12 protein-coding genes and 3 pseudogenes are annotated in these 14,490 nt (G+C 63.5%); 5 read left to right on the plus strand and 10 right to left on the minus strand.

Translation table 11 applies throughout. The annotated features are described in order from the left end of the window. The 8 genes and pseudogenes from BST10_RS19635 to BST10_RS19670 form a co-directional block, all read right to left on the minus strand. On the minus strand, positions 1-322 hold a 322-nt coding region (locus BST10_RS19635), incomplete at its 3' end, for a transposase domain-containing protein (protein ID WP_242665678.1). A 44-nt stretch (positions 323-366) separates the two neighbouring features. Then, positions 367-1,155, minus strand: a complete 789-nt coding sequence (locus BST10_RS19640; protein WP_083040090.1) for a GntR family transcriptional regulator — start codon at positions 1,153-1,155, stop codon at positions 367-369. Positions 1,156-1,228: 73 nt separating this feature from the next. Then, a complete protein-coding gene (locus tag BST10_RS19645; protein WP_163762437.1) occupies positions 1,229-2,554 on the minus strand; it encodes an amidohydrolase family protein in 1,326 nt (441 codons plus the stop codon). A gap of 60 nt (positions 2,555-2,614) precedes the next feature. After that, positions 2,615-3,001: a cupin domain-containing protein gene (locus tag BST10_RS19650; protein WP_083040094.1), complete on the minus strand. Its 387-nt coding sequence runs from the start codon at positions 2,999-3,001 to the stop codon at positions 2,615-2,617. Between the two features lie 22 nt (positions 3,002-3,023). Continuing rightward, the gene (locus BST10_RS19655; RefSeq protein WP_163762436.1) at positions 3,024-3,455 is read right to left on the minus strand and encodes a nuclear transport factor 2 family protein; all 432 of its coding nucleotides are present in this window, start codon (positions 3,453-3,455) and stop codon (positions 3,024-3,026) included. Further along, positions 3,452-4,399, minus strand: coding sequence for a fumarylacetoacetate hydrolase family protein (locus BST10_RS19660; protein ID WP_133054453.1), 948 nt, complete (start codon positions 4,397-4,399; stop codon positions 3,452-3,454). Before BST10_RS19660 ends, BST10_RS19655 begins: the two co-directional genes overlap by 4 nt. 36 nt (positions 4,400-4,435) lie before the next feature. Continuing rightward, on the minus strand, positions 4,436-6,448 hold the full coding sequence (locus BST10_RS19665) for an acetoacetate--CoA ligase (protein ID WP_083040100.1): 2,013 nt from the start codon (positions 6,446-6,448) through the stop codon (positions 4,436-4,438). Positions 6,449-7,069: 621 nt separating this feature from the next. Continuing rightward, positions 7,070-8,445 (minus strand): annotated as a pseudogene (locus BST10_RS19670) (ISL3 family transposase). A gap of 295 nt (positions 8,446-8,740) precedes the next feature. Between BST10_RS19670 and BST10_RS23585 the strand changes: the two are divergent. The 5 genes and pseudogenes from BST10_RS23585 (at position 8,741) to BST10_RS19695 (ending at position 12,888) form a co-directional block, all read left to right on the plus strand. Next, a complete protein-coding gene (locus BST10_RS23585; protein WP_205277406.1) occupies positions 8,741-9,805 on the plus strand; it encodes an IS110 family transposase in 1,065 nt (354 codons plus the stop codon). 41 nt (positions 9,806-9,846) lie between these two features. After that, positions 9,847-10,272: pseudogene (locus BST10_RS22725) on the plus strand (thiolase family protein); the annotation flags it as partial. A gap of 413 nt (positions 10,273-10,685) precedes the next feature. Further along, complete coding sequence (gene pcaD / locus BST10_RS19685) at positions 10,686-11,456, plus strand: 3-oxoadipate enol-lactonase (RefSeq protein WP_083040103.1); 771 nt, start codon at positions 10,686-10,688, stop codon at positions 11,454-11,456. After that, entirely contained in the window at positions 11,453-12,235 is a 783-nt protein-coding gene (locus BST10_RS19690; protein ID WP_083040105.1) for a CoA transferase subunit A, read from the plus strand. The genes pcaD and BST10_RS19690 overlap by 4 nt, the downstream gene beginning before the upstream one ends. Beyond that, a complete protein-coding gene (locus BST10_RS19695; protein WP_083040107.1) occupies positions 12,232-12,888 on the plus strand; it encodes a CoA transferase subunit B in 657 nt (218 codons plus the stop codon). The genes BST10_RS19690 and BST10_RS19695 overlap by 4 nt, the downstream gene beginning before the upstream one ends. Here the strand turns inward: BST10_RS19695 and BST10_RS19700 are convergent. Further along, a complete protein-coding gene (locus tag BST10_RS19700; RefSeq protein ID WP_083040109.1) occupies positions 12,863-13,858 on the minus strand; it encodes a 2-hydroxyacid dehydrogenase in 996 nt (331 codons plus the stop codon). The two genes, BST10_RS19695 and BST10_RS19700, sit on opposite strands and share 26 nt — an antisense overlap. After that, positions 13,851-14,486, minus strand: a pseudogene (locus BST10_RS19705) (TetR/AcrR family transcriptional regulator). Before BST10_RS19705 ends, BST10_RS19700 begins: the two are co-directional and overlap by 8 nt. Positions 14,487-14,490: the final 4 nt, after the last annotated feature.

Genomic DNA, 14,490 nt, shown 5'->3' on the forward strand with positions numbered 1-14,490 from the left:
CCACTACATCCTGCGATCCCTGATCCACTCCGGCCAACTTCAAGACCGGATCAACGCACTCTGAAACCGGAAGAGCCGACAAACCATCAGTGAGCAGCGACAACACGTCGTCATAGGAGCCCTCGGCATACAAAGCCATCCCGATCGAGAAGTACGCCATCACCCGCGCCGGCAACGCCCGATGACGAGCCTGAGTCCGCCCGACCCCAGCAATCACCTCATCAACCAGATCCGGTGGAAACGTCCGCGTCAACACCCCCACCGACACCAGATCAGACAACCGACGATCAGACTCCGGCTTCACCCATCCCGCACGAGGCATCCCTACAAACTACACGCATGTCACTTAACTTAACGGTATTGATACTAGTCCCGGCTATATGTTGCGCGGCTTATTGCTTCACGGATCATCATGGGATCGTGGGTCGGGTCGAGACTGGCCAAGGTGGTCAATGCTGTGCGCGCAAGGTGAGCGGCGATAAGCCGGCCGCATCTGACGGCGTCGCCCTCCCAGGCGCTTCTCATGATGGAGGCGTGCTCATCATGAGCAATGCTGGCCAGTGCCAATGCGTCACTGGCCGATTGGCGGTAGTAAGCTCGATAACGTTCAGCATGGTCCCACAGCTCCTCGAGTTGTGAACGCATACGTGGACCCACAGCGCTAAACAATGCCGTGTGAAATATCCGGTGAGGCACATGGAACGCGTCATACGATTCCGGGTCCGACAGAGTCCGGTCCATCTGTCTTAACGCCTCGGCGGCGCGGTCGAGGCGTTCGCTGTCGAGTTTTGGAACGCTGGCTTCTACACCGAACGACTCGAGCATGATGCGCATGGCGGCCACCTGCTCGAGGTCGTCAACAGACAATGGCGCAACGCGAAGTCGCCGATTGAAGTCACCCTCCAGCAGGCCCTCACTTTGCAGTCGGCGTAATGCTTCCCGTAGCGGGGTGCGGCTGATATTCAACTGAGCGGCGAGCTGCACCTGTGATACGTAAGTCCCAGGGGAGAGTTCCGCGTTAATGATCGCTCGTCTTACCGTGTCGTAGGCTTGCGCGGTGGTGCTGACAGGCGCTTGCGACGTGGTGCTGACGGGGTCTTCACTCGCCACAGCCCGGTCGGTATCCGTTACCGAGATGATCGGTGTCTTTGTCATGGCTTCGACTCCAATGAGGTTGATCGGTGGGGCCGAACCTTCGGCCGCCGGAGAAATCGTGCCATTACGCTGTCTAGACTAACCCGAACGGTTCATCGTCTGCATATAAAGGGGGTTGCCCAAGGATTTTCGTTCGCGACGTAATGGCACGTCGGTAGACTTCGCCGAGGCCCGGATGGGTGAGCGTGGAATCCTTGAGGATCTGGCCGCGGACCATGACAATCTTGACATCGTGCGGCGTGGCGGCTGCGACGATGGCGCTCACGGCATCGGCGACGGGAGCCAGATTCGGCGAGTTGAGATCGATAATGATCAAATCGGCGTCTTTGCCGACTGTTATAGTGCCGATGCGATCAGCCAAGCCGGCCGCTGCCGCCCCGTCACGAGTAGCAAACGCCAGTAAGTCGTGTGAAGACGGCGGCGCCCCGCCAAGCCGAGGGTGCATGGCTGTATGTGCGACTGATGCTGATTGCGCAGCTCTCATCGCCGTAAACATGTCGCCGGCTACGCATACCTCAGTGTCGACGCTCAGACCGGGGTGACACCCATTGGCCAGCAGTCGATCGGTGGCTGGTAAACCTAGGCCCGGCATGCTTAATTCGATGGTCGAGGCTACCGATGCGCTAGCTCCGGCGTCGGCGAGCATTCGCAGTTCATCGTCGGTGGAGTTGCAGCAGTGGATGAACAACATATCCTCACCCAGTAGCGCCGAGTCGTGAAGTTGGCGGATGCCACCCGGCCGCCAACCGATGTGCATGCTCGAACGCACGCCTAGATCACGAGCCATCGCAAGATCATCTGCGACCACGTCCGGCACACTCATATCAGGCCCGCGCAGCATTGCGTTGAGTGTCACTAGATCGTGGTCGTTGCTGAGGATTTCGCGGCGAATCCGCTCGATATCGGGGAGGTGTCGCAAGGTGCTGCTCAGCATCCAGGCGTCGGAGTCGACCGATGGCCAGCCGTGAGCGAACACGGCGCGAATTCCGGAGTCACGCAAGGCGCAGATAACCGCGTCGGAGTGGGACGGGCTATTCTGAATGTGAGATTCGTCGCGGATGGTGGTGATACCCGAGTTGAGGGCGACCAAAGCACCCACGAGCTCACCGATATAGGCGTCGTTCGGGGTGAACTGTGGGCCCCAGGTGAGCTGGACGTTGCGTCGGTAGGTGGGGAAGTCCCAGCCGTAACCGATCAGCCGAAAAGCGCCTTGCCAGGTGTGGCGATGGGTATCGACGAAGCCAGGCAGAACGGCTTTACCCGTCGCGTCGATGACTCGTGCCCCGGGCTCATCGGCGATATCGCCGACAGCGTCGATGCGACCGTCTACGATTCGGATGTCACCCACGATGGCGCCCGTGCTGGGTTCTTGCGTCAGGAGCAGCCCGTTGCGGATCACCGTAGCTGAATTCAAATTCGAGCCCCTACCGGACACTGCGCTTACCTTCGCGAGCTGTGGCTAGTCGCAAAAGGCATCGCCTTGGTGCTCGACGAGGTGTCGGTAGTCATTTCGCACAGGTGCGTAGACATCAACATTGAGAGCCACCTCGTCTCCGATCAGCCACGCGGTGTGGGGAACATCGGCTGGAATCTGCAACACCTCTCCGGCAGCTACCTCATAGACTTGACCTTCGACCTCGAATCCAATCTTCCCGGAGAAGACAAAGCTGACTTGATCGAACGGGTGAGAATGCGGCGGTGGTGTCTTAACAGTGTGGCCCGGGTGAAACCAATTGATGGTGATCAGTGACTTGTCGCCCCGGACAGCAGTTCGCACAAGAGCGCCTCCGGCCAGGCTCTCCGTTGGGAGGTCTTCAAGGCAGGAATGAATGATACGATTGGGCATTAATAGTTCCCTTCGGGGATTGCTATGGCGCTCGCGTCGCCGCCAATGGGTGAAGAACACGCGTGTTAAATCTCCATATGCCGTGCTGGTCTCGGGCGTAGCGGTCGTGATATTCGCCGATAAAGTCGACGTATGGTGAGTCACCGCCGTCAGAGACATGTAACACGAGCATCACTGTTCCTGAGGCGCCGTCGTCATCGTCGCGCCTCAGGCGGATGTTGGTGCACTGATGATGGGTCCGCCGGGCGGAGTTGGCGGCCCTTGTATCGGCCCACCGGTGGAACTGGTCGCGCCCGACCAAGGTCTGCGTACCCACAGTGAGAGTGCCGTTCTCGAGATAGAGCTCGGCCACGTCGTGCCACCGGCAATGATCGAGGAGCCAGGCATGCTCGAGGATTAGGTCTTCAATGGCGCGTCGGTCCGTATCGGACAGTGCAGTGTTGACCGAGGTCACGATGTCGCCCCCACTGGCTGGGGAAGGGGCGAAGAGCCGACTGGCTCACCCACCGGGTTTCGCAGCACGCCGACTCCAGCGATGTCGATCTCCACCGTATCGCCGGAGCGAAGGAACGTCATTGGGCCGTGCGCGTGGGCGACCCCCGCAGGTGTTCCTGTGGCAATGATGTCCCCTGGTACCAGGGTCATGATCCGAGACAAGTAGCAGACCAAATCGGCGACGGAGAAGATCATGTTTGCGGTGTTGGAGTCCTGCACGACAACACCGTTGACTCGCGCCTTGATCGCCAGGTTCTGCACATCGTCGATGTCGTGGAGCATTACCAACGCGGGGCCCGCCGGCGCGAACGTATCGATGGCCTTACCCCCCGTCCACAGTTGATTGGCCAGCTGCAGATCGCGTGCACTGACGTCGTTGAGCGCCATCACCCCGGCGACGTGCTGCAATGCCTGGGCAGCCGCGATGTTGTTGCCGCGCTTGCCGATAACGACGGCAAGTTCGGCCTCGTAGTCGACCTGCTTCGTGATGGCTGGCGGGGTGATCGCGGCGCCGTGGCCAATCAGCGAGTTAGCGAACTTGGCGAAAAACATCGGTTCTTTGGGAACTGCCTGACCAGTTTCGGCGGCATGGTCGTGATAGTTCAGGCCGATGCAAATGAACTTTTCGGGCCTGAGTACTGGTGGCAGCAGCGTCACCGACTCCACAGGATGCACGGCGGATGCGGCGCGCAGCTGTGCTTCGTGCTTCTCGTACAGCCCCAGCAGCTCGCCGACCGTCGCCGGCCCGGCCATTAGAACGGGGGTGATGTCTGGGCCGGCACCGACAAGGGCGCCGACTCCACCCAGCTCGGCCAGTGTCGCGATGTCGACCAACTCAGAGCCGGCGTGGCGCTGCACTGCGGGACGGGGACCACGGCCATCATCATAGGTTGCTAAACGCACGTCATATCCTTTTCCGTTTGAGAAATGCGGTGTGTGTTATCGGCCCGCGTTTGCAGACTGAGTTGATTGGCTCGCGCGCAGCCGTGCGAACTGTTCGTACTGTCGAAGAAGGTCGATGTCGTCGACGGAACCCGGGTCGACAGTCTGCACTAGCTGGCTTCCCTGCAGCATTCGCTTGACAGGAACTTCGAGTTTCTTGCCGATCCGGTTGTGCGGAATCCCCGGCATCACGACAATCTCGTCGGGCAGGTGACGTGGTGAGAGATCGGTTCGGATCGCGGTTTCGATACTACGCTTGGCAAACTGAGGGTCGACGCCGGCGCGCAGGTGGACGAATAAGGGAACGTAATACTGGGAGTCCAGTTCGGCCCCGACGATTAGGGCTTCGACTACGTCAGGGAGTTTTTCGACCGCTGAATAGATTTCGGCCGAACCCATCCGGATTCCGTGCCGGTTGAGTGTCGAATCCGAACGGCCGTGGATGATGGAACTTGCATCCGTATCGAATTCAATGAAGTCGCCGTGGCGCCATGTTCCCGGATACATCCGGAAATAGGAGTCGCGGTAACGCTTTCCGTCGGGGTCATCCCAGAAATACAGAGGCATGGATGGCATGGGCTTGGTCACAACGAGCTCTCCGGGTTCGCCGATTACGGGCTTGCCGTCGGGGCTCCACGAGGCCGCGGCCACCCCAAGGCTGGGCGCCTGGATGCGCCCAGCTCGCACCGGGAGCAGCGGGACACCGCCGACAAAAGCTGAGCAGATATCGGTGCCCCCACTACACGAGGCCAGCCATGCATCGGCATTAACGTTGTCGCGCACCCAGAAAAACCCCTCCGATCCCAGCGGGGAGCCGGTCACCGTCAGTGTCCGTAGCCCGGAGAGGTCAAAAGTTTGTCCCGGCCGCCGCCCGGCTGCCATGTAGGATTTGATCAGCCCAGCGCCGAGTCCGAGTACCGCGACCCGTTCCTCGGCCACGAGGCGCCAGATCCGGTCTAGATCCGGATGAACCGGGCTGCCGTCGACAACCACGAGTGTGGCGCCGATCAACAGTCCCGAGACCATCAAGTTCCACACCATCCAACTGGTTGAGCCGACGAAGAGAAGCCGGTCCGCAGCACGCAGATCGCAATGCAGCCGCAATGTTTTAAGGTGTTCTACAACTATACCGCCGTGGCCGTGGACGATGCCTTTCGGCAGCCCGGTGGTGCCTGAGGAGAACAACACCCATAGCGGGTGGTCGAATTCGACTTGTTCGAATTCGATCGGCTCGTCGCCGGAAATCGCCTCCGGCCAGTCTGTTACGGCCCGGTCGAGGTCGTCAACATCAATTCCGCCGACAGCAACAACCCGTTCAACGGTGTTCAGCGACGAGGCGATGTGGCACAATTCCTGGACGCGGTTGCGCGGCTTGCCGCCGTAGCGATACTCCGTCGCTCCAATGAGTACCTTCGGTCGGAGCTGCCCGAACCGGTTCAACACCGCGGCGGTCCCGAACTCCGGTGAGCACACCGACCAAATCGCGCCGATTGATGCACACGCGATGAACGCGACAATCGCCTCGGAAGTATTGGGTAGGTAGCCCGCCACGCAGTCACCTTTGCGGACGCCCCAATTGCGTAACCTGGCGGCAAGCGAGCCGACCCGCCGGCGAAACTCATCCCACGAGATCCGTGTGGTCGAGTCTTCGGATATGCAAATAAACGCGTGTTCTTTGGAATCGGGCGCACGGCGAAAGATCTCCTCGGCGTAGTTGATGCTGGCGCCGGGAAACCACTGTGCCCCCGGCATCGCGGCGGCCGCCAGAGCTGGACGCCCACCCTCGCCCAGGCCCAGTCCTTCGAAGCCGTCGATGGATTTCCAGAACTCATCGAGCTCGTTGACCGACCACTGCCATAGGGCTTGATACGAACTGAAGTGCCTACCAGTTTTTATCCCAAGCCACTCAAGGTAGGCCGTCAGTCCGCAATCACGGCGCACGGCCGCGGACGGCGTCCACACTATGTCGTCGCGACGCGGCAAAGTCGGGCGACTATCATCCACAAGCATTCGTAAGCTCTCCTCCTGCGCTCATTAAACTGTATACAGGAAGGAGCGGCGCTGCAAGCGTGCGGGCGTGAAAAGCTAGGGTCGTGCGATGGCTATGCGTGACGGGCACTGAGTTCCATCCGCATTGCGCAGAGGATGTGTATACATCACGCCGAAATGCGCGTTGCACGTCTATGGCGAAGCTGTGACGCAGTAGGTGGGGTCCATGCAGTCAGTGCACTTCGTCGGACGCCCCTTTCGCAGACGTCTTGCACGCCAAAGCCTCGGCCACGCAGGGGTAAGTCCCCTGGAGTGGGTGGGGTTTCGGGAGGTGGCCCCGCTTGGAGTGAAGGTCTCGGGCGTGTCGGCACCGGGTGCTGGGGTGTTTTGCGTAGTGATCGGTGAGTTACAGACCAAAGTGACCAAAGGGGCTTGTATCTCTTGTAGTGCCCCTTTCACGGGGTGGTGGTCACGTACGGTGGCCTCGGGAGGGGCCGGAGGGTTCGACGTTTTTCGGCTGAGTGTTCGGGCTCGTGAAAGAGATCGTCTCCTGCGGCCTCGTCTCCTGAGCTGACCCGGTTTAGGGAATTGGTGGCCAGGTGGCGAAGGTGCGCAGCATCGACGTTTTCAGGCTCTTCCGAGTTAGCAGGGGTTGAGTTGTCTGGCCCTGGGTGGCACCTGCCGTGATTGGCGGGTGCAGGCCCACCGTACTCGGCGACGCTGATTCGCCGGGTTGCGGAAGCCGAACGCGATGCGCCCGACATGCTTGACGATCCGGTTGTAGCCCTCGCTGCGGGCATTCGAGAGCCCGGTGGTGATCGCCAGAATCATTGGGGCCTGCCAGGTTTCGATAGTCCGAGCCAGCTCGTGGATTTCGGGAACCGTGGTGGCGGTGCAGAATTCGTAGAAGCGGTGCAAGGCCGCGGTGATGTTGTAGCGCATGCCGCCGGTCTCGGTGCACGCCAGAACGTCACGCAGCAGCTCTTTGGCAATCCAGGCGGCGAAGATGTCCCCGGCGGGGTCTGCGACATCCAGGGCGGCAACCAGGCAGGCGCGCTGGTCATCGGTGAGCCGCTCAGCACCACGCAGCAGTCGGCGGCGGTTGATCCACTCGGGGTTAGCTTTGCGGCCGCGCCGGCCGCGGGTCTGCCAGGTGATGCGTCGTCGTACCGACTCGACCATCTGATTTCCTCGTTTGACCAGGTGAAACCGGTCGACGATCAACCTCGCGTGCGGCAGCGCTTCGCGGGTGGCCTTGGCGTAGACATTCGACATATCGATCGCCACATGGGTGATCTGGGCTCGCCAGGCCAGGTCGCGTTGGGCCAGCCAGTCGGTGACCGCCTTGGCGGTGCGACCGTTGACCTGCACCAGCAGTCCGCCGCTACCGGTGATGTTGACCAGTCCGGTGTCGAACCGGTCGATCCAGACGCGCTTGCCAGTGTCCGGGCAGGTCTCGTATTTGGCCTTGCCGCGGCGGGTCTCATCCATGCCGAGCACCCTCACCACCGGTGGGGCGGTGTCGAGGACCTCGTCGGCGGTGACGGCGACCGCGTCGTGGCAGGTGTTCCACGAGCAGCCGTAGGCGGTGGCCACTGCGGTGACCGGGCGCAGGTCATCGAGTACCGCGCGGGCCATCTCCGTCTTGGCGCGGGTGGTGATCCGGGCCCTTGGTGGGACCTCTTCGGTGGCCTCGGTGAACGTCTTCTTCTCACAAGCGGTGTTGGTGCACAACCACTTTCGCTTATGCCAGACGAGCTGCGGCCGGTCGGGTCCGATCGTGATGTCGCGGGGTCGGGTGGTGACCCAACCCAGTGCCGGCTTGCTCGACCGATCCTGGCATTTCGTGCAGCGGCTGACCCATTCGGCGGCGGTGCCGACGGTGACCACACGGGTGCCATCCTCATCGAGGGACACCCCGGTGACGACCATTCCTTTGAGACCGAGCAGCAAGCTACTACCGTTAGACAAGCTCGCGCCTTTCTGTGCGCCGGATGCGTGAAGAACACCCAGTTCACAAGGGCGCGAGCCCCTAATCAGTCACCGACACGCCCGGAATCGGTCACGCCAGACCCCCATCAAGTCGGAAGAGCCCGTTTGTCTGGGCAGGCGCCGAATCATCTACAAGCACGGGAGCCGCGCGTGAACTCCCGCCGCGTTGTGGTCGGGGATCCTGTGGGAGACCGCCGCAGTGCTGGTGCACGAAGGTTCTCCCACCGCAACGAGTTCACGGACGACGGTCGGCTGGGTGGCCCTGAGGTGCGTGGACTCTTCATCAACCCAACATGATTGACGATGAAGGGAAGAACCTCCATGCACGACAACGCTAACCCGCCGGCAGTTGAGAAGCCAGGGCCAGCCGGGCGGACTCTGGTAGGGATCGACGCTGCGATCACGGCTCGCCATCACGTCGCGATCGCCGATAGCGCAGGTGAGATGTCGACTCGATTCAAGGTCGAACCTACGCTGGCAGGCCTGCGCACCCTCACCGACAAGCTCAGCGGCTACGACGATGTCCACGCCACGGTCGAACCGACCTCGATGACATGGCTTCAATTGACGATTGCCGTCGAGAAGGCCGGTGGCACCATGCATATGGTTGGTGCGCGGCATTCTGCGCCGCTGCGGGGTGCGATCGTCGGCAAGAGCAAGTCCGACATTATCGACGCCGACGTGCTGACCCGCGCCGGCCAGGTGTTCGACCTGAAGCCCTTGATCCTGCCGACACCACAACAGCTGGCGCTTCGCCGGTCGGTGATCCGACGTGCTGCCGCGGTGATTGACCCGAACCGGTCGTGGCGTCGGTTGATGTCGTTGGCGCGGTGGGCATTTCCTGACGTTTGGACGGCGTTCGCCGGGTCGTTGCCGACCGCGACTGCCATACTGCAACGCTGGCCCGACATCCGTGCCCTGGCGTCTGCGCGACGAGCTACGTTGACCGCCGTCGTTGCCGCGCACACCCGCGGTGCCGGTGACACCCCCGCCCGCGCCGAGGCCATCAAGGTCGCCGCGGCTGGCTGGGCCGCGTTCTGGGAGGGCTACCTCGACCTGGACGCCACCGAGGCCATCAGCGCCGGCCGCTACGAACGCACCGGCAGCCGTGGCGCGCAGTGCAACGCGCGCCACGCCAAGACGGTGGGCACGACCTCTGGGGCCAAGCTACGGGCCGAGCATGGCCGTGCTCTTGGTGCTGACGTAGTCCCGCGTGCTCGGTGGGTGACTCTGTCGCGTTTGACGCGGTGGGCATGGTCGAAAGACGGGCTCGGCGAGCGGTTTCTCAGTCGGAAGGCGGACCATCAGGATCGGCCTGGCCCGGAGAGCAAGGAGCAAAGATGGACTCGGCGCGTGGCCACCCGGCGAGCGAAGTCCTGCAATTGATGTATAATCGGTATTAATCAATGAGATAATAATATTTCAAAATGATAATCCTGGTCATTACGGTTGAAACCGTGACTATTTCCGGCGACATCGTCATCTGCCAGCCACTGCGTACTCTGGTTGGACGCATGGGTGGTGTTATGGCATTGGTGCCGGTCACCGCCCTGGTGACGACAGTGCTGCGGGAGCTGATCACACGGACCGGACTGGGGAACGGTGACGTCGACGACGTCATTCTCGGCAACGGCTACCCCAATGGTGAAGCGCCGGCCATCGGGCGGGTCGCCGCACTGGACGCGGGGCTGGGCACTGGCGTGCCGGGAGCCCAGGTCGACCGTCGCTGCGGAGCGGGGCTGCAGGCTGTGCTGTATGCCGCCCGGGAGATCGCCACCGGCGCCGCCCGGCTGGTCGTAGCCGGCGGTGCGGAATCGATGTCCAACGTCGAGCATTACGTTGCATCGGTCCAGTTCGCGGCTTCGGTCATTGACGACGCTGACCGCGTCGTCGTCGCGGGCCCAGTCCACACCGGCGGTTACCCCGCCTGGTGGTTCCTCGGGCAACATCGTGGCATCGGTGGGGGTAGTGCCGGCAGACTTCATGTCAGCCTCCTCGCTGCTTGGTCCAGTGGGGAAGCACCCATTTCTTTCGGTGCCGCTGGTGCCGGGACGTGGTTGCCGGTTCGCACACTGATCGGCGCTCGCAGCCAGTCTTGGCGTCGGTGCTCAGCCCTCTCGACGGTCGACACGCCCCGGGCAACCACCAGGCCCTGCAGATCTCATCGTGGACATCAACTGCGTCAAGCGAGCAGGGCAGTGACCCGGTGGCACCGCGGGTGTATCAACGCCTCATCTAGAAGCGATGACCTCAGGAAGGTAGACCAGTGAGCGGCGTCGACGTGCACGCCGTGGTCACCGGTCGCGACATCGCTCCGGTCGTGGTGCTGTCCAACTCGCTGGGCTCCACTCACCGGATGTGGGACGTCCAGATCGGCGCACTCGAAGAGCGGTTCCGGGTGGTGCGCTACGACACCCGCGGCCACGGCCGGTCCCCGGTGCCGGCCGGCCCCTACACGATCGACGACCTGGCCGACGACATCGTGGCGCTGCTGGATCGGCTCGGGGTGCAGCGAGCCCACCTGATCGGATTGTCGTTGGGTGGGATGACCGGGATGCGGGTCGCGGCCCGCAATCCCGAACGGATCGACCGACTGGCCCTACTGTGCACGGCCGCACACATGCCGCCGGCGACGGCATGGCAGCAACGGGCCGCGACGGTTCGTGCCCAGGGCGCTGGGGTGGTCGCCGCCGCCGTCGTCCAACGCTGGTTCACCCCGGACTATCTTGCGGCGCACCCGGATGTGCGCGCCGAGAGCGAGGCGATGGTCGCGGCCACCCCGGCGGAGGGTTACGCCGGATGCTGCGAGGTGATCGCGGACATGGATCTGCGTGCCGACCTGGCCTCGATCACCGCGCCGACGCTGGCGATCGCCGGCGCCGACGACCCAGCCACCCCGCCGGAGAAACTCGATGCGATCGCCACCGGAGTTAAAAGCGGCCGGCTGCTGGTGGTTCCGCACGCCGCGCACCTGGCTAACGCCGAACAACCCGACATCGTCACCCCGGCCCTCATCGAACATCTGGAGCAGTCATGAGCCTCAACAAAGTCGTCGAATCGGCCGCCGCGGCGGTCGCAGATATCGGCGACGGCGCCAGCCTGGCCGTCGGCGGCTTCGGTCTCGCGGGTATCCCGTGGTTCCTGATCGAGGCACTGCTGGAGCAGGGAGCGGACGATCTGACGATCGTCTCCAACAACTGCGGCGTCGACGGCGCCGGGCTGGGGCTGCTGCTCGACGCGCGGCGGATCACCCGGGTGATCGCCTCCTATGTCGGGGAGAACAGGGAATTCGCCCGTCAGTACCTGGCTGGTGAGCTGACCGTCGAACTCACCCCGCAGGGCACCCTCGCCGAGCGGATGCGGGCCGGCGGCAGCGGCATCGGCGCGTTCTTCACGCCCACCGGGGTGGGGACCGCCGTCGCCGACGGTGGCCTGCCTTGGCGCTATCACCCAGACGGCAGCATCGCGATCGCCTCACCGCCCAAGGAGGTTCGCAACTTCCGCGGCAAGGACATGGTGCTCGAGGAGGGGATCGTTACCGACTACGCGCTGGTGCGCGCCGCCGTCGCCGACAAGGCCGGCAACTGCCAGTTCCATGCCGCCGCACGCAACTTCAACCCGCCGGCGGCGATGTCTGGGCGGACAACGATCGTCGAGGCCGAGCGGGTCGTCGAGGTCGGTGAGCTCGATCCCGACGCGATCCAGTTGCCCGGGATCTTCGTCAAACGCATCGTGGAGCTCACCCGGGAGCAGGCCGCCCGCAAAGACATCGAGAAACGCACCACTCGGGCCCGAGGACAGGAGGTCACGCGATGAGTTGGACCCGCGATGAGATGGCCGCCCGCGCGGCGCAGGAGCTGCACGACGGCGACTACGTCAACCTCGGCATCGGGCTGCCGACCCTCATCCCCGGCTACCTGCCGGTGGATTCGTCTATCACGCTGCACGCCGAGAACGGCATCTTGGGGGTGGGGCCGTTCCCGTATGACGACGAGGTGGACCCGGACCTGATCAATGCCGGGAAGCAGACCGTGACCGTGCTGCCCGGGGCGTCGTATTTCGACTCGGCGATCAGCTTCGCGATGATCCGCGGCGGCCACGTCGATGTGGCGGTGCTGGGCGGCATGCAGGTCGCCGCCAACGGCGACCTGGCCAACTGGATGGTGCCCGGAGCCATGGTCAAGGGCATGGGCGGTGCGATGGATCTGGTCAGCGGTGTCGACCGGGTCATCGTGCTGATGGATCACACCAGCAAAACCGGTGCCCCCAAGCTGGTTTCGGCCTGCGACCTGCCACTGACCGGGCGCGGGGTGGTGAGCCGGGTGATCACCGACCTCGGGGTGCTCGACGTGACCGGGGACGGCTTCGATCTGGTAGAGCTGGCTCCCGGAATCAAGTACGACGAGATCGTCGCGAAAACCGCGGCGCCGGTGCGTGACCGCGTCAGTTTCGCCATGCTTCCGGGTTGACCGGATGCGGCGGAACTACGCCCCGGGCCATCGTGATCGCGTTCTCGGCGCATAGCCGCGCCATCTCGGCCCGCACCGAAACCGTGGCGCTGCCGATGTGGGGCAGTAGCACGGTGTTCGGCAGCTCCGCCAGGCCGGCGGCCAGTCGCGGCTCGTTCTCGTAGACGTCCAGGCCGGCGCCGGCAATCTCGTTGGTCTTGAGCGCGGTGATCAGCGCCTGTTCGTCGACGACCGGGCCGCGGGCGGTGTTGATCAGCATAGCGGTCGGTTTCATCGAGCGCAGCACCTCGGCGTTCACCAGGTGGCGGGTCTGTTCCGCCAGCGGAACATGCAGGGACAGATAGTCGCTGGCGGCCACCAGATCCTCCCAGCCGACTTGGCGGACCCGCTCGGCGAACTCGCCCAGTTCGGCATCCGAGACGTGCCGGTCACCCGGCGGGCGGGGACAGAACAGCACCTTCATGTCGAAAGCCAGCGCCCGCCGTGCGGTGGCGCGGCCGATCCGCCCGAACCCGGCCAGCCCCAGGGTGGCACCGGAGATATCCTGCCCCAACAGCAGATCCGGGCGCCAGCCGGTGAACCGACCGGTGCGCAGCAGCGTGTCGGCCTCCACCGCGCGGCGGCCGACGGCCAGGATCAGCAGCATCGCCACGTCGGCGGTGGCGTCGGTGAGCACCCCGGGAGTGTTGCCGATCATCACCGCATGGGCGGTGGCCGCCGCGACGTCGATGTTGTCGTAGCCCACCGCGAAGTTCGAGACACCGCGGATCTTCGCCGCACTCAATAGGTCTGCGTCGAAGTGATCCTTCACCTGGGCGACGATCACGTCGTAGTCGCCCGATTCGCAGGCCTGCCGCAGCGCTGTGGCATCCGGTTGTTCGGTGGGGAGGTGGACGCTGCCGGCCGCGCGCAGCAGGGGTAGTCCGGGGCCGGGAATCGGTGTCGTGACGTAGAAGCGGGGCTCATTCATCGGCGGAGTACCTCCGCATCAGCGAATTCATCGTGTACCGGGTCTGCAGCGTGAAGTATTCGTCGAGGCTGTACAGCTCGCCGAAATGCCATTCTTTCAGCACCAGCCGTGGGCCAGCAGCATGATGTTGAAGATCAGCAGGTCGATGTCGACGTCGTGGAACACCTCGGTGGCGATCCCGTCCTCGATGATGTCGCGCAGTGGTGCGGCGCTGGCGATCTCGAGTTCCTTGTTCTGCGCGCGCCCAGCCGCGTCCAGGGTGCAGCTCTCCCGATAGGTCAGTACCACCGCATCCAGGTTCCCATCGACGATCTCGATGTAGCGCCGGATTCCGGCGGGCGGCCGGGTCGACGCCGGCGTCGGCGATCACCGGGGCCAGTTGGTCGCGGAATGCGTCCTGGATCCGCACGATCGTGGCCAGCAACAGATCCTCCTTGCCACCGAAATACTTGTAGATCAGCCCGACGCTGACATTGGCCTCGGCTGCCAGGTCCTGCATCGACATCTGGTGGAACCCGGTCTTCTGCATGACAGTGACGGCGGCGTCAAGGATCTGGCGACGCCGGGAATCGGTGCGGGCCGCGCGAACCGCCTCCTCGACCGCCAGCCGGCCGTAGTTGATGGTCATGACG

Origin of the sequence: Mycolicibacter algericus DSM 45454 (assembly GCF_002086455.1) — a bacterium.
Lineage (GTDB): Bacteria > Actinomycetota > Actinomycetes > Mycobacteriales > Mycobacteriaceae > Mycobacterium > Mycobacterium algericum.

Excerpts from the sequence above, each read along its gene's own strand:
- BST10_RS19640 (WP_083040090.1), bottom strand. The coding sequence starts at position 1,155 with ATGACAAAGACACCGATCATCTCGGTAACGGATACCGACCGGGCTGTG.
- BST10_RS19690 (WP_083040105.1), top strand. The coding sequence starts at position 11,453 with ATGAGCCTCAACAAAGTCGTCGAATCGGCCGCCGCGGCGGTCGCAGAT.
- BST10_RS23585 (WP_205277406.1), top strand. The coding sequence starts at position 8,741 with ATGCACGACAACGCTAACCCGCCGGCAGTTGAGAAGCCAGGGCCAGCC.
- BST10_RS19665 (WP_083040100.1), bottom strand. The coding sequence starts at position 6,448 with ATGCTTGTGGATGATAGTCGCCCGACTTTGCCGCGTCGCGACGACATA.
- BST10_RS19650 (WP_083040094.1), bottom strand. The coding sequence starts at position 3,001 with ATGCCCAATCGTATCATTCATTCCTGCCTTGAAGACCTCCCAACGGAG.
- BST10_RS19695 (WP_083040107.1), top strand. The coding sequence starts at position 12,232 with ATGAGTTGGACCCGCGATGAGATGGCCGCCCGCGCGGCGCAGGAGCTG.
- BST10_RS19700 (WP_083040109.1), bottom strand. The coding sequence starts at position 13,858 with ATGAATGAGCCCCGCTTCTACGTCACGACACCGATTCCCGGCCCCGGA.